General features: G+C 56.0%; 25 protein-coding genes and 1 tRNA gene. 23 read left to right on the forward strand and 3 right to left on the reverse strand.

Annotated elements, in window-relative coordinates; genetic code table 11:
• Position 1 precedes the first annotated feature (1 nt).
• From VFE46_01735 to VFE46_01810, 16 genes are all read left to right on the forward strand, one after another.
• Positions 2–1,750: a VWA domain-containing protein gene (locus tag VFE46_01735; GenBank protein ID HZZ26701.1), complete on the forward strand. Its 1,749-nt coding sequence runs from the start codon at positions 2–4 to the stop codon at positions 1,748–1,750.
• Between the two features lie 34 nt (positions 1,751–1,784).
• Positions 1,785–2,216 (forward strand): DNA N-6-adenine-methyltransferase, encoded by a 432-nt coding sequence (locus VFE46_01740; protein HZZ26702.1) that lies wholly within the window; start codon positions 1,785–1,787, stop codon positions 2,214–2,216.
• A 142-nt stretch (positions 2,217–2,358) separates the two neighbouring features.
• Positions 2,359–2,622, forward strand: coding sequence for a hypothetical protein (locus VFE46_01745; protein HZZ26703.1), 264 nt, complete (start codon positions 2,359–2,361; stop codon positions 2,620–2,622).
• A gap of 80 nt (positions 2,623–2,702) precedes the next feature.
• Positions 2,703–3,056 (forward strand): hypothetical protein, encoded by a 354-nt coding sequence (locus tag VFE46_01750; protein HZZ26704.1) that lies wholly within the window; start codon positions 2,703–2,705, stop codon positions 3,054–3,056.
• A complete protein-coding gene (locus VFE46_01755; GenBank protein HZZ26705.1) occupies positions 3,053–3,313 on the forward strand; it encodes a hypothetical protein in 261 nt (86 codons plus the stop codon). Before VFE46_01750 ends, VFE46_01755 begins: the two co-directional genes overlap by 4 nt.
• A 47-nt stretch (positions 3,314–3,360) precedes the next feature.
• A complete protein-coding gene (locus tag VFE46_01760; protein HZZ26706.1) occupies positions 3,361–3,738 on the forward strand; it encodes a hypothetical protein in 378 nt (125 codons plus the stop codon).
• 4 nt (positions 3,739–3,742) lie between these two features.
• Positions 3,743–4,111 (forward strand): DUF6573 family protein, encoded by a 369-nt coding sequence (locus tag VFE46_01765; GenBank protein ID HZZ26707.1) that lies wholly within the window; start codon positions 3,743–3,745, stop codon positions 4,109–4,111.
• A gap of 12 nt (positions 4,112–4,123) precedes the next feature.
• Positions 4,124–4,381 (forward strand): hypothetical protein, encoded by a 258-nt coding sequence (locus VFE46_01770; GenBank protein HZZ26708.1) that lies wholly within the window; start codon positions 4,124–4,126, stop codon positions 4,379–4,381.
• 462 nt (positions 4,382–4,843) lie between these two features.
• The gene (locus VFE46_01775) at positions 4,844–5,167 is read left to right on the forward strand and encodes a hypothetical protein (protein ID HZZ26709.1); all 324 of its coding nucleotides are present in this window, start codon (positions 4,844–4,846) and stop codon (positions 5,165–5,167) included.
• Positions 5,168–5,249: 82 nt separating this feature from the next.
• The gene (gene mobF / locus VFE46_01780; GenBank protein HZZ26710.1) at positions 5,250–7,928 is read left to right on the forward strand and encodes a MobF family relaxase; all 2,679 of its coding nucleotides are present in this window, start codon (positions 5,250–5,252) and stop codon (positions 7,926–7,928) included.
• Between the two features lie 34 nt (positions 7,929–7,962).
• Entirely contained in the window at positions 7,963–8,208 is a 246-nt protein-coding gene (locus VFE46_01785) for a hypothetical protein (protein HZZ26711.1), read from the forward strand.
• Positions 8,205–8,585, forward strand: a complete 381-nt coding sequence (locus tag VFE46_01790) for a hypothetical protein (GenBank protein HZZ26712.1) — start codon at positions 8,205–8,207, stop codon at positions 8,583–8,585. The genes VFE46_01785 and VFE46_01790 overlap by 4 nt, the downstream gene beginning before the upstream one ends.
• 4 nt (positions 8,586–8,589) lie before the next feature.
• Positions 8,590–10,134 carry a type IV secretion system DNA-binding domain-containing protein gene (locus VFE46_01795; GenBank protein HZZ26713.1) on the forward strand — a complete coding sequence of 515 codons (1,545 nt, stop codon included), beginning with the start codon at positions 8,590–8,592 and terminating at the stop codon, positions 10,132–10,134.
• A gap of 45 nt (positions 10,135–10,179) precedes the next feature.
• Positions 10,180–10,437 (forward strand): helix-turn-helix domain-containing protein, encoded by a 258-nt coding sequence (locus VFE46_01800; GenBank protein ID HZZ26714.1) that lies wholly within the window; start codon positions 10,180–10,182, stop codon positions 10,435–10,437.
• Between the two features lie 55 nt (positions 10,438–10,492).
• A complete protein-coding gene (locus VFE46_01805; GenBank protein HZZ26715.1) occupies positions 10,493–11,308 on the forward strand; it encodes a phage Gp37/Gp68 family protein in 816 nt (271 codons plus the stop codon).
• A 49-nt stretch (positions 11,309–11,357) separates the two neighbouring features.
• Positions 11,358–11,588: a helix-turn-helix domain-containing protein gene (locus VFE46_01810; GenBank protein ID HZZ26716.1), complete on the forward strand. Its 231-nt coding sequence runs from the start codon at positions 11,358–11,360 to the stop codon at positions 11,586–11,588.
• Between the two features lie 145 nt (positions 11,589–11,733).
• Here VFE46_01810 and VFE46_01815 read toward each other — a convergent pair whose 3' ends face one another.
• Both VFE46_01815 and VFE46_01820 read right to left on the reverse strand, forming a co-directional pair.
• Positions 11,734–12,141, reverse strand: a complete 408-nt coding sequence (locus tag VFE46_01815) for a hypothetical protein (protein HZZ26717.1) — start codon at positions 12,139–12,141, stop codon at positions 11,734–11,736.
• Between the two features lie 784 nt (positions 12,142–12,925).
• Positions 12,926–12,999: transfer RNA gene (locus VFE46_01820), tRNA-Arg, on the reverse strand.
• A 119-nt stretch (positions 13,000–13,118) separates the two neighbouring features.
• On the opposite strand from VFE46_01820, the gene VFE46_01825 reads away from it, so the two are divergent.
• The 5 genes from VFE46_01825 (at position 13,119) to accD (ending at position 18,124) form a co-directional block, all read left to right on the forward strand.
• On the forward strand, positions 13,119–13,793 hold the full coding sequence (locus tag VFE46_01825; protein ID HZZ26718.1) for a hypothetical protein: 675 nt from the start codon (positions 13,119–13,121) through the stop codon (positions 13,791–13,793).
• A 112-nt stretch (positions 13,794–13,905) separates the two neighbouring features.
• Positions 13,906–14,745: a sugar phosphate isomerase/epimerase family protein gene (locus VFE46_01830; protein ID HZZ26719.1), complete on the forward strand. Its 840-nt coding sequence runs from the start codon at positions 13,906–13,908 to the stop codon at positions 14,743–14,745.
• Positions 14,746–14,881: 136 nt separating this feature from the next.
• Complete coding sequence (locus VFE46_01835; protein HZZ26720.1) at positions 14,882–15,643, forward strand: SMC-Scp complex subunit ScpB; 762 nt, start codon at positions 14,882–14,884, stop codon at positions 15,641–15,643.
• Positions 15,644–16,170: 527 nt separating this feature from the next.
• Positions 16,171–16,902, forward strand: coding sequence for a histidine phosphatase family protein (locus tag VFE46_01840; GenBank protein HZZ26721.1), 732 nt, complete (start codon positions 16,171–16,173; stop codon positions 16,900–16,902).
• Positions 16,903–17,269: 367 nt separating this feature from the next.
• Positions 17,270–18,124, forward strand: a complete 855-nt coding sequence (accD, locus tag VFE46_01845) for an acetyl-CoA carboxylase, carboxyltransferase subunit beta (GenBank protein ID HZZ26722.1) — start codon at positions 17,270–17,272, stop codon at positions 18,122–18,124.
• A 328-nt stretch (positions 18,125–18,452) separates the two neighbouring features.
• Here the strand turns inward: accD and VFE46_01850 are convergent, their stop codons facing one another.
• Entirely contained in the window at positions 18,453–18,629 is a 177-nt protein-coding gene (locus VFE46_01850; protein ID HZZ26723.1) for a hypothetical protein, read from the reverse strand.
• A 126-nt stretch (positions 18,630–18,755) separates the two neighbouring features.
• On the opposite strand from VFE46_01850, the gene VFE46_01855 reads away from it, so the two are divergent.
• Positions 18,756–20,066, forward strand: a complete 1,311-nt coding sequence (locus VFE46_01855; GenBank protein ID HZZ26724.1) for a PQQ-binding-like beta-propeller repeat protein — start codon at positions 18,756–18,758, stop codon at positions 20,064–20,066.
• Between the two features lie 108 nt (positions 20,067–20,174).
• Entirely contained in the window at positions 20,175–20,657 is a 483-nt protein-coding gene (locus VFE46_01860) for a hypothetical protein (GenBank protein ID HZZ26725.1), read from the forward strand.
• Positions 20,658–20,659: the final 2 nt, after the last annotated feature.

The following is a 20,659-nucleotide window of genomic DNA, read 5'->3' on the forward strand; positions in this document are numbered from 1 at the left end:
CATGCACGCCTTCATACGCTGGCTGGCACGTCTGGCGCTCATTGTTAGCGGCACGGTCTGGCTTACCGATTTCGACTCACTCCGCTTCGCAATTGCCGGGTGCATCCTGCTGCTCATGGCGGTCGTGGAATTTCGCGTGGCGCGGCAAACTCAACCTGCTATCCGCCGGCGCCTCCGACTTCGATTAGGCAGGCTGGAACCGTTGCGCGAGTTCATTGCGGGAACGGTTCACGGAGTGGCGATCCTGGGCATTGTTCTCGCCGCCGGTGCGACCGCCGAACGCATTCCGGGATTGACCGAGGGTTGGTATGACCGTGACCGAGGGCAATTACAAAGTGTGCTTGACGCGCTCGATCGCACGGGCCAGTTCGAGGAAGTTTCACGAGTCATCGAGAAGCGACTGCCCGAACGCATGTCGAATCAGATGCGAGTTAACCTCATAGAGCAACTTTATCGTGCAGACGTCCATGTTGTTTGGTCTAGCAACGGTGACAAACAAGTCGCTTGGATTGAAAAAACCGAAGCGCTAGGCCGTCAACTCGGACACGATCCGACGGCGATCGACGTGCTGAAGAACAGCCTGTCAGACCGTATTGCAGTCCAGCAACTCACTGAACAGCAACAGCGTACCAGCCTGCAAGCGACTGAAGATTACGAGCAAGCCGAGCAGCAATTGCAGAAATCGTCGAAACAAAACGAGCAGTTGATGGTGCAGCAACACAAAACAGCCAGCCAAATCATCAATCAATTGCAAGCCTGGACGGAACAGGTCCAATGGCCCTTGTCCCAGCGCCGTGAGATCGGTCAGTTCGCGCTTCAATTTGCCGCGCAGCAATCTCTCGATTCGAGCCACATAAAGGCGTTGCTGGCGGCGATAGACAAAGCCCTAGCGGATCGACAGCCGCGCGATTTGCCGACCGGCGCGTTGGCGCGCCTGGTCAGCGTGAATAACCAACTCACACCGGCTGCGGTAGCGCTGGACGTCGAAATCCTGGATGCAGCCGGAAAACCGATTCATGGCCTAATGAGGAAAGATTTTCGGGTGCGACGAGGTGAAACGCTCAGCGAAGGATTATTGGCCACCGAGGCCCAAACCGCGCCGGACGACTGGAATGTTGTCCTGTTATTTGACCACTCCGGGTCCATGAAAGGCGCCGCGATGGATGCCGCGAAATCCGCGGCGTGTGACTTCCTGTTATCACTGCCAAGGGGTAGCCGTAAGTGCAGTTTTGCCTTTGCCAGCGATGTCGTGTCGCTCGGTGATTGGTCAACGAGCACGGCAACGCAGATCGCTCGCATTAGCCAATTGCAAGCCGCTGGAGGTACGGCCCTCTATCGCGCTGTCGCTGCCGCGTTGGACGCGCTTCGCAGTGCCCAAGGCCATCGTGCCATTGTCCTGTTTACCGACGGCGCCGACAACGTCGGCGGCGTTGAGCTCGAAACGTTGATTGGCCAGTGCCAGGGAGTCCCGGTGTTCGGTGTCGGCTTGAAGACGAACGAGTTGCGAGAAGACGTCCTGACGCATCTGGCGTCGGCCACCGGCGGCGTCTATCTGACTGCCGAAAACATCAGCACGATCAATACGCGGTTTGCACAGATTTCCAAGGAATTTCGCAAGGACGTTTACCGTCTTTTAATTCCCGTGGAATCAAATAACGAATCGTTCTCAATCCGCATCGGCCGCGCCAATTTTGTGGAAGTCGAGTATCGACCGACGAAAGAACAATTGGCCGCAACCACAATGCGATAGCTAAGTGCGAACCACAGTCAACCGATTTGCGACCATGAATCCCAGCTTATTTTCATCTGCGAGCGGCAATTGGTCGACGCCACAAGATTTTTTCGACCGGCTCGATGTCGAGTTTCAACCCGAAATCGATGTCTGCGCATTGCCATGCAACGCCAAATGCAAGAGATTTTTCACGCCGGAACAAGACGGTCTTGCTCAAACTTGGACAGGTGTCTGTTGGATGAATCCTCCCTACGGGCGTGAAATCGGCAAATGGGTGAAGAAGGCGTTTGAATCATCTCAAACAGGTGCGACCGTCATTTGCCTTTTGCCGGCGCGAACCGACACCGCCTGGTGGCAGGACTACGCTGCCAAAGGCGAGATTCGATTTGTGCGAAAGAGATTGCGATTTGGCAACGCCAAAAGTGCGGCGCCGTTTCCCTCGGCGATCGTGATTTTTCGAGACCGTTGGTGGGAGCACCGATAGAAAACAATAAATCGTGAAAAACAAATCAGTCACACCGTGGCACTGTGGGTGCATGTGGGTTGATGATTGTGGCTGCGTACTTAGCCACGAAAGTCAACGCGATGAAGCAGTGAACTGTTAATGATGAATAAGGATGGAAACCATGAACAAGAAAGAAAAAGAAACCGCCGACCGCCCGATCCATGAAAGGCGCCTGGGGCATATTCGCGTCACGTGCTGGCAGAATTTTGCCGAAGGGGGACGCAAATGGTACACGATCGTGCCATCTCGGAGATACCGCGATGGCGATCAGTGGAAGGAAGCGTTTTCGTTTAACGGACTGGCGGATATGGCCATCTTGATGGAAGCGATCCGCCTCGTCGCCGATTGGCTCGCACAACATGAGGACGAAACGGCCAACGATTAGCTGCTGTAACACCGCCGGTCTCGCCGGAGACATTTTGCGAATTGTCAGAACGCGAGGCCGGCATTTAGGCGTAAGGCCAGATGAATGAGCAGGATACAAAATATCAAGGCTGGACGAATTACGAAACGTGGTGCGTGGCACTTCATTTGGACAACACACGTGAAAGTTACCAGCGGTCGAGGAACGACGCCCAAGCAGCATTCGAGCGGGCGCCAAGCACGAAACGAGTCACGGAATGCGGCTGGACGGTTCGGGAAGCAGCACAATCGGAGCTTGCCACGCTGCTTTGTGATGCGGTCGAGTCGGAACAGCCAACCCTTAACGGCATGTTTCACGATTTATTGAATGGAGCTCTCTCGCAAGTGAATTGGTCGGAAATCGCAGCGAGTATCCTGAGCGAAATCGAAAGCGACCGTAGCGGAGACACGCGATGAGAAAACGCAAGGAGATTGACGTCGACGAAGTGTTGGCGCGGCGTCGGCAGGTGGCCATCATCTGGAGCGTCGAGGATGTACTGGAAATACGCCCGGATCTAAACAAGGAGCAAGCTTGGGAGGTGTTACAGAGGTGCCAGCATCAACATGACTGCGAAATGGGGTTTACTTGGACGTTCATCGAGTGCATCGCTGACGACTTATTTCCAGCCGATGCCACCAGAGAAGAAGATGATGATGAATCAGAAAACGAGTGATGGTGCAGCCGTGCAGACGAATCAGAGAGGCGGAGGGAGAACACAGTATGAGCGATTTGGATCATTATGAAACGGTCGCGTCAGCGGTCGCCGACGGAGTGCTGATCGATGTCTCGAAAACCGCAAACCAAGCCGGAATCCAAGTTCCGGTTTTTGTATCGCACTGGGTCTGGACTGTTTGCCTTGCAGCCGCTGGAGGCGAAACAGAATCTGCCGAAGAAAGGCGTCTACGGATGATCTTGAACCGATTGCCGCTGTCGGTGATTGAAGGAAAACTCTACGACGTGGCCCCATTCGAAGTCCCGATCACGATCGGTAACGACCCGCCTGTGTTGGCTGAGCTGCAGGCCTGCCGCAACCACGACGATGCCGGCCAACCGATCATTACGGTCATCCTCCGACGCAAGGAATCATGGGAGGAATGAAAGAATGAACGACATCCTATTTAGCTACTCCCGTGAAGCGGCAATTGCCGACGGAGTTTTGATTGATGTTTCAGCGCTGGCCGAGGAAGCCGGGGTCAAATATCCCACGGCGATGACAGCCGCGGTCTTTGCGGAATGCGTTCGCGTGCCCGATGGTGTCGAGGGACAAGATGAAGACGGGCGGCTCTGGAATGTGCTGACGATGTTCAGACTGGCGGCTCGTGCGAGCAAATCAAGTAGCACAATCAGATTCTCGGTATTGGTGCGGAATGCCAATAACCGAGCGCCACAGCCAGTCGAGCTTAAGGCGGTATGTGGCCCAGGGGACGACGTTTCCCCCGTCATCACCATCATGCTGCCGAATGAGGACTAGAAGAGGCACCGTATGAAATTTCGAGAACAAGAAGAATTCTTCGAGTTGCTGGGATCTGTCGTCCATGCCCAAAGTGGCTTGCGGAAATTGCTGGCGTGGCCGCCGATGCGACTACTCTCGAAATTCATGCCGGACTATGTCCGCAGTGGTATTCATTGTTTTGAAGGCAGCCTTGAGCGGGCTCAAGAAATTCTGATGCAATGGGACACCGACGATTGTGGGCCGCTGGAGCACGGCGAATGCCGCCACGAGAAAAAGTGGTTGATGTGAACACGAATAAGATCAATACCCGTCCCGACCGCCTTACGGCTTCCGCCCGGCGACGTTCGGAGGCAGTGCAGTTCGTTCGCTTGAGAAGGGAAAATTATTAACCCTTGATAGGTAGCGTCGCCTGATTGGTGCGTAGCCGGTTTGCGGCCGGTTTGGAAATGTTGGCGAACCTGCTCGACAAATGGGCTTGGTGCTGATTTGACGGGCATTGGTTGGATTGATTGAGACTGCGTTTTGATTTGCCGAGGAAAGGAACCAGTCGACCAAACCACCTGAACTTCAATTTACCAGCCGGTTGTATTTTACATTTCATAAAACATTTTCATGACCGATTTTTTGTTGTTGACAATTCCTACACACCGTGTCACCCGCGCTTGCGCGAGTGAGTTTTTTTGATTAGCAAGCTCAGACAAGTACACGGCTTAGCGCCGATTACAGATTGTAAGCCCGCGAATACATGCCATGCGACAAAGAACGGAAGTCATTTCGATTCGAGTTAAGCCGGAAGTGGCCGGCGCCATCGACAAGCTTCGCGAGCGCTATGGGAAGATTTCGCGCGGGGAATGGGTGCGGCATCTAATTGCCTCAAGTATCTATTCCGAGGAGCGCGAAAACCTGGCAGGCCAGTTGGCGGAGTTGCGTGAACTCACGGAAAAGCAACAAACATCGCTGGCCGAGCTGCGCATTTTAGGCTTGCGATCGATTCACTTGTTGTTGGCGACGACCGCCGACATGGACACCAAGGAGGCAAAACAACTCATTCGCCGGCGCATTCTGCGGAAGTAGGTGATCTGTGGTCGCATTGAATTTACTTCTCGGCGCAAGCGTTTCAACGCTGTGGGCGGCCATTGCCAGCGTGTGGCTTGCTGTGGCGTCTTATTCGGTTCTTGGCGCCAAGGGAAAAGGGGGCGCGGGCACCGTCGATGGCAGTTATTACGTCAGTCTTACCTCGGAATCCTATTACACCGATGGCGGGGAGCCGCCAGGCAAATGGTTCGGCCAGGCCGCCCGCGCACTGGGACTCGTCGGCACGGTCGATCGAGATCCGCTGCGAAATCTGCTGGCCGGCATGAGCCTCGATGGCAAGACCGAGCTGGTGAAGATTCAGCACTCCAAAACTGAAAAGCGGCGCAGCCGAGCACCGGGCTTCGATGTGACGTTCAGTGTCCCAAAATCGGTCTCCGTGGCGTTCGCGCTCTCAGGCGAAAACACACGCAAGATCATTCGCGCGGCAATTGATCGTGCAACGCTTGATGTGCTTTCGTTCGCGGAATCAACGTTACCGCTGGCACGGCGCGGCAAATGCGGAACACAGCAAGAAGCAGGCAAGCTGGTTTGTGCGCTGTTTGACCATTCAACTTCCAGGGCCGGTGATCCCCAATTGCATCGACACTGCGTGATCGTCAATCTCTGCCAGCGGCAGGATGGTACCTGGAGGACGATCAATTCCAAATTGCTGGCAAGCTGGGTAAGGACTCTCGGGCCTGCCTTCCGCCTGGCACTCGCCAAGGAATTACGAGAAAAGCTGGGCTACGAGCTATATCGACCGCTGCTGAAGAGCGGCAAGCGTTCAACCAGTTTTGAAATTCGCGGAATTTCCAAACGGGTTTGCCAGCATTGGTCGAGCCGCCGCGGGCAATTGCTCGATGTCGCCAGTGGCAAAGAGTTTGAAATCCTGGGCGGCGTGACCAGCGCTAAGGCACGCGAGCGCGCGAATCTGCTATCGCGTCAAAGTAAAGCAAAAGTTCTGCCGCTGGCCGTATTGCTGGAAGGTTGGCGTAACACCGCCCTCAGGCTTGGCATCAATCTCGATGAGATCACCAAGCTAGTCCGGCCGTTCAAAGCGCAGAATGTCGAAGCAGCTTATCGCAAGGCCTGGACTCGCGCGCTCCGGGAGCTAACTGAGCAGCATGCACACTTTAGCAACCGTGAACTGATTCAAAAGATGTGTGAGGCGCTGCAGACGACAGCCATCGGCTTGGATCAGTTATTGGCGTGGGTCGACCGAGATCTTGCGCACCACAAAGACATCGTTCAACTCAAGCAATTCGAGAACGAAGATCACTATACGACGCGTGAGATGTGGCAGCTCGAAGAAAAACTGCTCGCCGCAGCAGAACGTCTCACAAAGGCAACTGGTCCAGTGCTGGATTCCAGCTCAATTGATCTCGTGATTCGTCGCCGCAAAACTATTTCACCGGATCAGGAGAAAGCCGTTCGCGAGCTACTTGGATCTTCATCGCGATTGCGGATTCTGGCCGGCGTCGCGGGATCGGGCAAATCATTTACACTTGACGCCATGCGCTCGGGATTGCAGCTTGCCAATTATACAGTGATCGGTGGCGCCTTGGCCGGCACGGCCGCTGAAGAGCTGCAGAAAGCCTCCAAAATAAAATCACGTACGGTGGCCAGTTATCTCTGGCATCTTGATAAATCGACTCTGACCAAAGTGCGCGACCGAGTCATCCATGATGCGAAGCAACTCATTCGCGCCGCTTTCGGCAGGCCAACGGCCAAATTTAACGGAGTGAAGGTCGGTTCCAACACGGCCCTGGTCGTGGACGAAGCCGGGATGCTGGACACAAGAACGCTGTATCGCCTTATTCGCATCGCCGAACGTAAGGGATCGACTTTGATTCTCGCTGGAGACGACAAACAGCTCGCGCCGATTGAAGCCGGCGCGCCGTTTGGTTACTTGCTGAAAAAACATGGGCACTCGTTTCTTGCCGAAAACCGACGCCAGCAAGATGCCGCTGATCGCAAAGCAGTCGCCATGCTTCGCGCAGGCAAGGGGATCGAAAAAATGTTGCAAGGTTATGCCGAACGGGGCTGTCTAACAGTGGCCAAGGATAAATCATCGGCCGTCAACCAACTTGTCAAAACGTGGGCAGCCAACGGCGGAAAAAAGCGTCCCCAGGAACATGTCATCTTTACGGAGACTCGGGCTGAGGCCGAAGTGGTGAATCGCCTTTGCCAGCGCGAGCGGCTCAAATCGCTGAAAATCATGCCGTTGGTGCGTGTGCGAATCAACGGACAATCATTCCACCTCGGGGATCGAGTGAAATTCAACGAGCCCTTGGGAAAATACTCCATCCGCAACGGGTATCGCGGGAAAGTCGTGCGCATCAATCCGACCATCGGATTCTTGGGCACGATCACGATCAAGCTGGACAAACCGTTGCCGAAGCGCACCATCTTCTCCAAAACCATCGACATCGTGACGATCCCAGTCCACAAGCTGCGTGGGGGCAAAATCAGCTTGGGCTATGCGTCATCCACACACACTGGGCAAGGGCAGACCGTGAAAAACAGTTATCTGCTCTTGGGTGGCGCCATGACCTCGCGCGAAATCGCCTACGTCCAAGCGACCCGCGCCAAACATAAAACGCAGATCTTCACCGACGAATTGCACGCCGGCAAAGACCTGAAAGATCTTGCGCGCGCCGTCGAGAAATCAAAAGCCAAGAACTTGGCCCGCGACGTGGGCTTAAAGAACTCCGATCACCAGTTGGTTCAACGCCTGGAGATTGAACGCGGCCGCTCCTGAGCTCTCGGCTGAACGCCCCGCTTATATGCATTTTATGAATAACTTCTTACGCGACCTCGGCATCTCCGCTTCGGATTTAGTGCAAATGTCGACATTCCTCAATTTCGCGGCGGGCGTCGTAATTTTACTGTTCGCCTGGGGCTTTTGGCACTGGTCGCAAGACAGCAGCCGAGCACCGCCTCCCGTGCGTGGGCGCAGGTTGCAATCCACCGACGAGGCGCGGGCTGTCGCCCAACGCCGCTTAAAGCGGCACCAAACCGAGGAAGAGGAACAATCATGACCAGTGCTTTGAATATCGTCCGCTTACTCGTGATCGCCCTGGCGACGCTCTTCATGATCACCGCCATTCGTCTGTTGTTGCTGACGCACTTCGTCCAATACGCAGTGCTAGTAGTACCCATCGTACTGTGGAAAGTATCGCTGTATTTCGGCCGTGTGCTGTTGGGAAATAATCCAGACGACACCGGGGCGCAACTTTGGATCGGAGTGATGTTTATCGTGGTAGCGGTCGTGGCTCTGAATGCGGTCGGCTTTGTGCCACCTGCATTGCGCTGGCCTCGACTACCAACCATGAAAATGACCAAGCGCCGTAAGTACACTCCGACTCGGCGATCGGCGCCGCCGGTTCGGTCACGTTTCCGCGCCACCAGGAGATAATTCGATGTTTCAACGAAAGCGGCAACCCGTGAGTCAGCCTGCCGGAGACGAACCGTGCCAACTTGATGGCGATCCACTGATCCAGTGGGGTGAAGTGCCGTTGCCCGCCAGCGACGCGACTGCGGGATTCGTGGCGTTCGGCGCCCCCGGCAGTGGAAAATCCATCATGCTACAGTTGCTGGAGCAAAGCGTGCTGCCACGCATCCCGGCTGGGAACGACATGCGGGCGCTGGTTTACGATGCCAAGGGAGATGCAACTTCACGGTTGGCGGCCGTTTGTCCGCACGTCGAACGACGAAACTCCAATCCGTTTGACCAGCGCGGCTGGGCGTGGAACATGTGCGCCGATATCCGCGAGCCGCGCGTCGCCGTCGAGATTGGCTTCACATTGATTCCCGAAACGCACGAATCGCAACCGTTTTTTAGCGACGCCGCGCGCGCTTGGCTGATCGGCGTGATGTTGAGTTTTATGTTGACTGGCGCCGATTGGACATTCGGTGATTTGGTGCGCGTGCTTAAGTCAGAACGGCGGATCAAGGCCGTCTTGAAACGTCATCCCCAAACCCGCGATATCATCGAGCAATATTTTAGTCGACACGATCAGCGGCTTGTCGCCAATATTATGTCGACCGTGGCGACGAAGTTACTGCGTTTTGAACCAGTCGCCGCGGCCTGGGACACGGCCACGAATCGGTTCTCGCTCGAAGACTGGATCAAGGAAAATTGGATTCTGATTTTGGGCAACAGTGAAGCGAGCCGCATTCCGATTGACGCGATCAATCGTTGTATGTTTCGGCGCAGCGTTGATCTGCTCTTGGGTCAGTCGGAGAGTTTCACCCGGCAGACGTGGTATTTCTTGGACGAAGTGACCGAGATTGGAGGGCGGCTCCCGAATCTCGTTTCGTTGATGAAAAAAGGAAGGTCGAAAGGCGGCTGCGTGGCTATGGCAATGCAGTCAATTAGCGCCTTACGTGACCAATCGAATTACGGCCAGTATTTTGCTTCAGAAATCCTTGGCCAGATCGCGAATCGCTGGATTGGTCGCTTGGAGTGCGTCGATACCGCTGAGTTTCTGTCGCGACTGATCGGCGATCAGGAACGGACCGTCGTTCACGAGAGTTTTACCAGCGGTAAAAACGGCAATTCAACAACGACCTCCAAGCATTTGGAAACCCGGCGACTGGTGATGCCCAGCGAACTGATGTCGATCGACGAGTGCAACTACGAAAACGGCATCTCTGGGTACCACGTGATGCGCTCGATTGGCACCTTTAAGGCCAACATCCCCAGCGACCAGCTTTTCGACGAACTGCTCATACCCCGCGATGCATCGGTGCCCGACTTCGTGCCACGGCCAAGCGAAGCGCAATTCCTGCGTCCATGGACCAAAGATGACACGCGACGTTTCATCGGCCGGCGTATTCCAAAGTGTCCTAGCCGCGATCGTGACGAAGAACGACGCGACCGCCGGCGCCGTCGTCCGAAGCACAAACGCGACCGCGATACCCGAGACGATGAAAAGAAGCGTGACAATGACCGTCAAGCATGACCAACCAGTGACAGCTGGCGATCAAAACAATCGGGAGCGCCTGCGATGAAATCTCGATCATCCATCGAAACAATTTCGGCCAGTTCCGCTGCCAGTTCAGTATCGCTCATTTCCGCCGACGAGCTAGCTACAATTTTGAGCGTTTCCAAACGCACGATTTGGCGATTGCTCAGCGGTAAGAGGCTGCCTGAACCGTTGCGGATCGGCGGCAGCGTTCGCTGGCGGCGTGAGCAAATCGACCGCTGGATCGAACAAGGTTGCCCATCGGCCGCTAGTAGCGGTCCATATCACAATTTGCCCTGAATTACGAGCAAGCGGTTGTTTATGGAAACCAATCACAATTCCGTTGGAGAAAATTATGAGCGCTAATTCTCAAATCGAATGGACCGATGCAACTTGGAATCCGGTGCGTGGCTGCACAAACATCAGCCCGGGTTGCAAGCACTGTTACGCAGCAACCTTTGCCGAACGTTTTCGGGGAGTTCCAGGCCATCCCTACGAGCAGGGATTCGACCTTCGCCTGGTTCCCGAAAAACTCGCTGAGCCACTCAAATGGTCCAAAGCCAAAATGGTTTTCGTCAATTCGATGAGCGATTTGTTTCAGCAGGGTGTGCCGGACAGCTACATCCGGCAGGTCGCGGTGATAATGCAGATGGCCGATTGGCATACGTACCAGGTGTTGACTAAACGCGCCCAAAAAATGCGAGAGATGCTGCAAACGCAGCTTGGGTACGTTGCCGGACTCGACCATATCTGGTGGGGTGTCAGCGTCGAAGATCGCAAATACGGTCTGCCGAGGATCGAAGTTCTTCGCCAATCCCCGGCGGCAGTCCGATTTCTTTCCATCGAGCCACTATTGGAAGACCTGGGAACAATCGATCTGACCGGCATTCATTGGGTCATTGTCGGCGGCGAGAGCGGTCATGGTGCTCGGCCCATGGAAAAGTCCTGGGTCGTAAGCATTCAAGAGCAGTGCTGCGCCGCCGGTATTCCGTTCTTCTTCAAGCAGTGGGGCGGAGTGCATAAATCAAAAACTGGCAGATTGCTGGACGGTCAAACATTCAACGAGATGCCGGCACGAACATGCAAAAGTGCGCCGGATCGCACACAACGTGCTGTTCTACTGCGCGAAGTTGGCGGCTGGAATTTCCAGGAACATTTACCCGTGGCTTGAAAGAGGGAAGGCATTTTCTCATTGGTCGGCTTCTAGCGGGAATTCAATCATGAACGGCGAACAACGTCTAGGTGAACCACAATTGCCTTTGCTGTTGTCCATTAAACAAGCCGCTCGAACGCTGAATCTGTCGGAGCGTACTGTTTGGACACTGGTTCATACTCAGCAACTACCGCATTTGCGCATCGGTCGCCGACTGCTATTTAGCCGATCGGCTTTGGAAGCATGGATTACACGTCAACAAACTGGGGGCGATCCCAATGCACGCGCAATTGGATAGAATGATCCAGTCGCCACAGCTTATACAATCCGCTTTTCTTTCGACGAATCCATAACGAAAGGCAAAAAGGACAATGGCCAGCATTTCGCGGGATAGAAATGGAAATCGAACGATTCAGTTCGTTGCCGCAGATGGCAAACGGCGGTCAGTGCGCCTCGGTAAAATGCCCATGAAGATGGTGAACGAAGTCAAATTGAAGATTGAAGCCTTGAATGCGGCGGCGGTAACGAAGATCAGTGTTGACGGCGAGACCGCAAAGTGGATTAGCACGCTCGACTCCGTGTTGTACGACAAACTGTCCGCAGTTGGATTGGTGCCGAAACGAACCCAATCTGAACTCGCCGAACTGGGCCCATTTATCGACGATTATCTGTCCAAACGAACCGATCTTAAGCCCCGAACCCATATTAATCTGTTGCAAGTCCGCCGCAATTTGCTTGCCTATTTTGGAGCTAACAAGCTCATGGCCGAAGTGACCGAAGGAGACGCCGAAGAATGGCGTATTTGGCTTCTGCAACACGAAGTCAAGCAGGGCAGCAAAGTCGTCAAGCAAAAGTTAGGGATCAACACTGCCCGCCGGCATTGCGGCCGGGCGAGACAATTCTTCCGGGCGGCACTGAAGCGCCGACTCATCGAAAGTAATCCGTTTGGGGAGATGAAGGGCATTACGGTGCAGGCAAACAGCGAAAAATTCTATTTTGTTAGCCGGGCCGAGGCCGAGAAGGTACTCGCAGCGTGCCCTGGTAACCAGTGGAAGTTGCTGTTTGCTCTCAGCCGCTTTGGCGGACTGCGATGTCCCTCAGAACATTTGGCGTTGCGGTGGGGCGACGTTGATTGGCAGCGCGGTCGCATTACCGTGCGTTCGCCAAAGACCGAGCACCACGAAGGAAAGGAAAGTCGGGTCGTGCCGCTGTTCCCAGAATTGCGGCCTTATTTGGAGCAGGCCTTTGACGAGGCGGAACCAGGAACAGAATTTATCATTACCCGGTATCGAAATGAGAATCAAAACCTGCGAACCCAATTGGAGCGGATTATTGCCAAAGCGGGATTAAAGCCTTGGCCCAAGCTTTTTCAAAATCTTCGCAGCACCCGGGAGACGGAACTGGCAGAATCATTCCCGCTGCATGTAATTTGCGCCTGGATTGGGAACAGCCAAGCCGTGGCCACCAAGCATTATCTTCAAGTGACCGATGACCACTTTGATGCAGCGTGCCAAGCGGTGCATAATCCGGTGCAGCAACCGGCCGAAACGACACGCAACAACTCGCAAGAATCAAGACCACCCATCGTTTTTACCGGGAGTTGCGACACCTTGCGTAACCATGCCAATGGTGGAGTACCCCCGGCAGGACTCGAACCTGCAACCGCCGGATTAGAAATCCGATGCTCTATCCAATTGAGCTACGAGGGCACAAATGCCAAGCCAACCATCATCCTAGTTCATCGAGCAGCAGCCGAATAGCGAAGTTCGCCGAGCCGCCCCGGCAAAGTTGCCAAACTCTCCGGACGGCGAATAATGCTGTACATGCCATGAACTATTTCGCCCACGGTTATCGCTTTATCGAAGACCCTTATTTGCTGGCCGGCACGGCCGTGCCCGATTGGCTGAGCGTGGCCGATCGGCGTGTGCGAACTCGCCCCAGCCAAGCGGCGGAATTTGCCACTGCCAGCGATCCGCAGGTGGCGGCCGTGGCGCGGGGCATCGCTCAGCATCATCACGACGACGCCTGGTTTCACAATACCGAAGCCTTCAATCAGCTTTCCTGGAAATTGGCCGTTCTCTGCCGCGATGCGCTTCCCACGGAAGAAGGCGTGCGGCCTAGCGTCTTGGGGCACATTTTGTTGGAACTGCTGCTCGATGCCGCCCTGATCGAGCGCAATCCGGCCCTGTTAGACAAATATTATGCCGCGATGGAAACGGTCGACCCTACGCTTATCGAGCGCACCGTCAATGCCTTGGCGCGAAACACCACCGACCGGCTGGCATGGTTTATCGACCGGTTTCGACAAGTCCGCTTCTTGTACGATTACGCCGACGATGCGAAACTACTGTTCCGATTGAACCAGGTGCTGTTTCGCGTGCAACTGCCCCCGTTGCAGGAAGCGTTTGTTGGCGTGATTGCTGCTGCCCGGCAGCAAATCAACGCCCAGGCCGCGGAGCTGCTCCTGGAGAACAACCCGGAGCAAAAGCGGCTGGCCGGCTGAGCGGACTGGGGCTAGTTGTTTTGTGATTTCAGTTCTGGGATTTAAGCACACCAGGCTGGGGACAGCCCGGCTCGGACATCGCTTCTCATCACCCCAACTCCTCACCGTCGCCATGCCCTTTGGCATCAACCTGCTGTTGTGGACCGATCGGCTGCACGAAGGCCTGCTGCCGGTGTTGGAGATGTTGAAGCAGCAGGGCTGGGACGGCGTGGAAGTGCCCATTCACGATCTGAGTGTGGATTATCGTGCCTGGGCGCGGCACTTAGATAATCTCGATTTGCGGCGCACCGCTTCCACGGTTCGCACTGCGGCCGATAACCCCATTAGTGCCGATCCTAAAATTCGCGCCGCCGGCGTAGATGCTACCCGGCGCACGCTTGATTGCTGCCAGGCTTTGGAAGCCGAAATTCTGATGGGTCCCTTTCACTCGGCGCTGGGAGAGTTCACCGGCTGCGGCCGGACGGAAGACGAATGGCGCTGGGGTGTCGAAAGCATGCGGCAAGTGGCCCAACATGCCGACGAAGTGGGCGTAACACTGGCGTTGGAATTCTTAAACCGCTTCGAGTGTTATTTTCTGAACCATACGGCCGACATGATTCAATTTGTGCAGGCCGTCAATCATCCGCGCTGCCGAATGGTGTTCGACACGTTCCATGCCCATGTTGAAGAGAAAAATTCTGCCGCGGCCCTGCGGGCGTCTGCACCGTATTTGGAAATGGTGCACGTTTCGGAAAACGACCGCGGGACGCCGGGCCAGGGGCAAATCGCCTGGCCGGAAGTTTTCGACGCACTTCGAGAAATGGATTTCGACGGCTGGCTCGTGGTCGAGGCATTTGGCATGGCGCTGCCGGCAGTGCAAGCGGCCACCAAAATTTGGCGCCGCATGTTCGAATCGGAAGAACAGTTGGCGCACGATGCCCTGGCGCATCTGAAAGTCGGCATGCGGATTTGAAATTCAACGATTTCAAATATTTGGATAATTTACACATAGCCCGACTGTGTCAGTCGGGCGATTCGGCCATACTCAAATTGTCCGACTATCCGATTTCATCTTGTCCCGCCCAGACGGCGAGCGCTATAGTTCTATCATGGCTAACTCAACCGACAAGTCGCAGCCGGCGGCGCAGGGCGAATCGTCCGGCATGTCGCTGGATCAACTCAGCCAGGCGTTTGCGGCCATGCTGGGGCCGTCCAGCCAATCGTCCGGTACGCCCCTGGTTGTCGCCGGCGATCCGGTTCTGGCGGCAGACACCAACGAAGTCGCGCAGAACCGCGCCCAGCCCGATTCGCCGGTCCCCGCGGAGGCCACGCCCGACGATGCCTTTCCCATCACCCCCCGCGCAATTTTGGAAGCCATGCTGTTTGTCGGCCGGCCCGACAATCTGCCGCTCACCAGCGAGCAAATGGCCGGGCTGATGCGCGGCGTAACTGCGGAAGAAATCGATGCCTTAATTTGCGATTTGAATGCCCAGTACTTGGCCAACGGCGCCCCCTACACCATCGCTTCTCAAGGCGCCGGCTATCGTTTGGTGCTAGAGCGCGAATTCGGCCCCGTTCAGGAACGAATGCTGGGGCGAACTCGGGCGACTCGGCTCTCGCCCGTGGCCATCGAGGTGCTGGCCATGGTCGCCTACAACGAGCCGCTGACCGCGGCGGAAGTGAATCGCCTGCGGGGGGCGCCCAGCGGGCATGTTCTGCGGCATTTGGTCCGCCGCCGGCTTCTGCGGCTAGAGCGCGGAGAAGGCAAACCAAGCCAGGCGAAATACTTCACCACCCCGCGATTTTTGGAAGTGTTCCGGCTCCAAAGCCTGGCGGATCTTCCCCGCAGCGACGATTTGGCCAAACACTAAAGCCGTGCCCCCTAGATGGCGTGCGGGCGGCAAAATACATCCTTTGAGGGGTATTTGACTGATCGCAATCCAATTGCCTGAAATCAACTCACCAACACTTAAATTCTTTCACCGCATTGCTTTATGGAAAATCGCGATTGGTCCGCATGGCTCGGTTCAAAAAAAGCTGCTACAATCAAGTTTACGGCCGGAGCCTTTGCAGGACAGTGGGAATCAGTTCGGCCGACACGGTCAGCATGTTTTGACCGCCAAAATCGGGAGTGCAAACACTTACTATAAAGTCGTCCTCCGGCTGCCCAAGGTGGGCAGTTGTCTGACGACGCGGCACTTCCATCCCTCTTCCATCACTTTCGTGATAGCAGCCTTTGTGGTCGCGCATTGCGATTGGCAGATGCTTGATTCATGCGGGACACGTTCCCGAACCGTCCATGCCAGGGGCACGGTATCAATCTTCGTTGGTTTATTGCCGTCCCATACGCCGCGGATGTTCCGCGGCTGCCGGATGGTTGTAAATTCACACCTCCTATATGGCCCAATTAATACTGGTTCGACCCGGTAAAACCGATTTCGACTTTCAGGCGCGAATTCAAGGCATCCTCAACATTCCATTGAGCGATGCCGGTCGAGAAGAAGCCGCTCAAACCGCCGAGAAGCTGCAGCCTCTGCAGGCCAAAGCGTTGTATTGCGCCCCGTCGCAAGCCGCCGAGGAAACCGCCGCCATTATCGGCCAACGCCTGGAATTAAAGCCAAAATCCATCGACCGCCTGCAGAATGTGAACATGGGGCGTTGGCAGGGAATGCTGGTCGAGGAAGTTCGTTTGAAGCAGCCCAAGGTTTATAAGCAGTGGCAGGAGCGACCCGAAACCATCCAGCCTCCCGACGGAGAAATGCTGGCCGCGGCCATCGAACGGGCTACCGAGGCCCTGGTAAAGTTGGCTCGCAAACACCGCACCGGCACCATCGCGCTGGTCATTCCGGAACCGCTGGCCAGCTTAATTCAGCACCGCATTCAAGGCACGCCCTGGAGCGATTTATGGCAGGTATCGAACGGCGGTAGCCGGATCGAGATTATGAACTTGGATAAAGACGCGCCCCCCCAACCCGCCCCGGCAATCAATGGCACTGCGGTGAACGGAAAGCCGACAAATGCCGCCGCCGGGACCGTGGAAAAAAATCGCGTGGATGCGCCCGCTCCGCCGGCCAAGCAAGCCCATGCCCCCGTGCTGGTCTACCGTGGGGCAAAGTTCACGCCGCAATAACTCCCGTGCAGCGGCTTGTACATAGCCCGACTGTGTTATTTACATAGCGCGTTATTTACATAGCGTTATTTATATAGCCCGACTGTGTCAGTCGGGTGGCTTCGGCCAGATAATACCCGATCGACGCACCCCCCAGAAATCTGCCCGCAGCGGCTGTCACCCCGGCCAATTTCCGCAAAAACCATGTGACGCTGGCCGGAATTGGGCACTCTAATTCCAATAAACGCCGCAAATTCCCAGCGACATGCGGTTAAAAACCGGTTAAACTTGGCTTGTTCCGCTGATCGGAACCTATCTGCGGACCGAGTGCGGCCGAGCACCTAGAATACAGCCGAGGATTTTGCGTCCAGGGAAAGCGAGCCAATTCGTGGCCACAGGCGAAATTGAATCCGCAGCCGGGGAGCCTCCAGCCCCCCGTCGTCCCAAGCGCGGGGTGCCCGAGGGGCTCTGGGTACCATGCCCCGGTTGTCAGGCCACGCTCTACAAAAAAGAGGTTGCGCGGCGGCTGAACGTCTGCCCGGAATGCAATTATCACTTGTACGTGTCGGCCCAGGAGCGCATTGGGCAAGTGCTGGACGAGGGCACCTTCGAGGAATGGTTTGAGGAATTGTTGCCCACCGATCCGCTGGGCTTCACCGATAAAAAGCCGTATGCCGAGCGTCTGAAGGCCGAGCAAAAACGGACCGGCTTGAGCGATGCCGCCCTGACCGGCACCGGCATGATTCGCGCCCGCCGCGTGGCTTTTGGCGCGACCGATTCCGCGTTCATCATGGGAAGCATGGGCTCGGTCGTAGGCGAAAAGCTCACCCGCCTGACCGAACGCGCCACCGAGGAAAAACTGCCGCTCATCATCATCAGCGGGTCGGGCGGCGGCGCCCGAATGCACGAAGGCATTTTATCGCTGATGCAAATGGCAAAAGTTTCCGCCGCCTTGGCCCGCTACCATAAGTCTGGCGGATTGTTTATTTCCGTCCTTACGAATCCGACGATGGGGGGCGTGGCCGCCAGCTTTGCCTCGCTGGGAGATTTAGTTTTTGCCGAGCCGAAAGCCCTGATCGGCTTTGCCGGGCCGCGCACCATCAAGGCCACCATTCGCATTGAGCTGCCCAAGGGCTTCCAAACTAGCGAATTTCTGCTGGAGCACGGTTTCGTCGATCGCATTGTGGCCCGCCCCGATTTGAAAACCGAAATCGCCCGCGCCATCGACTACTGCGGCAAGTAGTTTGGTGCAATCTGCGGGCCCTAAAGCCGGGCATGTTATGCCCCAGCGGGTGACCGAACTGCCCGACTGACACAGTCGGGCTATGGGCAAAAAAATCTTGGGAAAATTGGGCCACTCGTTTGGTAAAATGCGCGAACACAGGACAGTGGCTAGTGGCTAGAGCTGAGGAACCAGAGCCGAGGGCTTGTGGCTGAAGTTGTGCAATGCACTTCCTCACCGCCTCACCTCTTTACCCGATCACCTGCTCACCCACTCACCCCATCACGCTGTCACACACTAGCCACTAATCACTAGCCCCTAGCCACTAGTCCTAACCACTAGCCCCTAGTCACTTCCCTCGCCCAACAATCAACCGAAAATGCACAATTCCGTACGCAAACTCGATGCGTTCTGTCACTGGCAAGCGGACGACCATCCGCGGATTTGCCGCACCGGCGAGATTGCGCACCAGGCAAACGAGCGCGGTTTTGGCGCGAAAATAAAAATTCGGGATAAAAGTGCCCATGGTAGCCCATCCGGTAGTGCACCGCGGCGATTTTCGCTCTCGCAAGTAAGCCTGATGGAAAGCGCCCGGAGGTGCGAAGCGCTGGCCGCGGATGCAACAGGCGGCCCCGTTCGATATACTCAAGCCATGCTGTTCACTTTCACGTTGCCTGTCGCTGCGGATGGTAATCGTCGGCCTGTTTGGCAGGCGATGGCGCTGGTTTGTCTTGGGCTCTTGGCATGGTCGGCCGGGCGAATTTCCGCGGCAGGCGAGAATTGGCCGCAGTTTCGCGGACCGGCCGGCGACGGCATGTCGGATGCCACGGGCTTGCCGACCACCTTCGGCGAAACGGAAAACGTGCGCTGGAAAACCCCCATTCACGGCAAAGGCTGGAGCAGCCCGGTGGTGTGGGGCAATCAGATTTGGCTCACCACGGCTCCGGAAGATGGCAAGCAAATGTTTGCCATGTGCGTCGATTTGAAAAGCGGCGAAATTTTGCGCGACATTAAGCTCTGGGACATCGCCGAGCCGCAATTCTGTCATCCATACAACAGTTATGCTTCGCCCACCCCGGCGATTGAAGCGGGCCGGGTGTACGTGCACTTTGGGGCGCACGGCACGGCCGCCATTGACACCGCCAGCGGAGAAAAAGTGTGGAGCCGGCAGGATTTGCCGTGCAACCATTTCCGCGGGCCGGGTTCCTCGCCGATCATTGTCGACGATTTGTTGATCCTCACCTTCGACGGATTCGATTACAACTACTTGGTCGGTCTGAACAAACACACCGGCGAAACCGTGTGGCGGCGCGATCGGAATATCGATTACGGCACCGACAACGGCGATTACCACAAAGCATTTAGCACGCCGCAAGTGATCGAATCCGACGGCCGGCGACAGTTGATTAGCCCCAGCGCCGGGGCAACCATTGCCTACGATCCGGCTACCGGCGATGAACTATGGCGCATTCGCTCCGGCGGCATGAATGCCGCGGCCCGGCCGCTCTACAGCAACGGTTTGGCCTATTGCATTGCTCCAGCCGGCGGCTTTGGTTTGTTCGCGTTCAAGCCCAACGGGTCCGGCGATATCACCAAGCAAGTGGTTTGGAAAGCCAAAGCGGGCCGAAGCATTCCCTCGCGCGGGTCGCCGATTTTGCTGGACGGATTGCTGTACATTTCGAACGACACGGGCATTATGTCGGCCATTGACGCCCTTACCGGCGAGAGCATATGGACGCAACGTCACGGCGGAAACATTAGCGCTTCGCCCGTGTATGCTGACGGGAAAATTTACTTTTTCGACGAAGACGGCACCGCGCCGGTGTTAAAGCCCGGTCGAAAATACGAGCTGCTGGCGGAAAATCATTTGGATGCCGGGTGCATGGCATCGCCGGCGGTTGTGGGGCATTCGTTGATTGTACGCACGAAGAAAGAGCTATATCGAATTGAAAATGCAAATTGACGATGCTGGGTAGCCCCGATAGGAAACACAAAAGGACGATTGGAAATGTTCAAAGTTGGCAATCATAATGAAAGTTCCAAACCAACTTGAACTTCAGCGAGCTGCACCATGAATTCCCCAACTACCGATTTGCCTGCAATGTCCGATGACGCTGGTTACCTGCGAAGTATTCGTGCGGTTGTGTTGGGAGCCGCCGCCATAGTAAGTGGATCGCTGGCGATGACGACCATCTTGGGCGTGGCCGCAATTGCAGGAATGCTTGTCCGCGGCAGTGGGGCGGAAACCATCGTGGCACAATTACCCAGTTCGCTGTTGTTCGCAATTTTTTGCGCAGCCGGCGGGTTAATCATGTGCGTCATTGGAGGGTATTCAGCCGCTATGATCGCGGGTTGCAATCCAATTCGCCACGCCTTGTGCGCCGGGGCGCTGGCCACACCGTTGAGCTTAGCGGTGCTGGCGATTTTGGGTGATTCCGGGCCAGTTTGGCTGACCGCGCTGGCCACGGCGCTGATGATTCCTTGCGCCACAGTCGGCGGATGGTTCGCGACCCCCGTTGCAATCACCCTGGCCGCTCCTGTGCACCAGCGGTAGCA

It is taken from the genome of Pirellulales bacterium, from assembly GCA_035656635.1.
In the GTDB taxonomy this organism is placed as follows: Bacteria; Planctomycetota; Planctomycetia; order Pirellulales; family JADZDJ01; genus DATJYL01.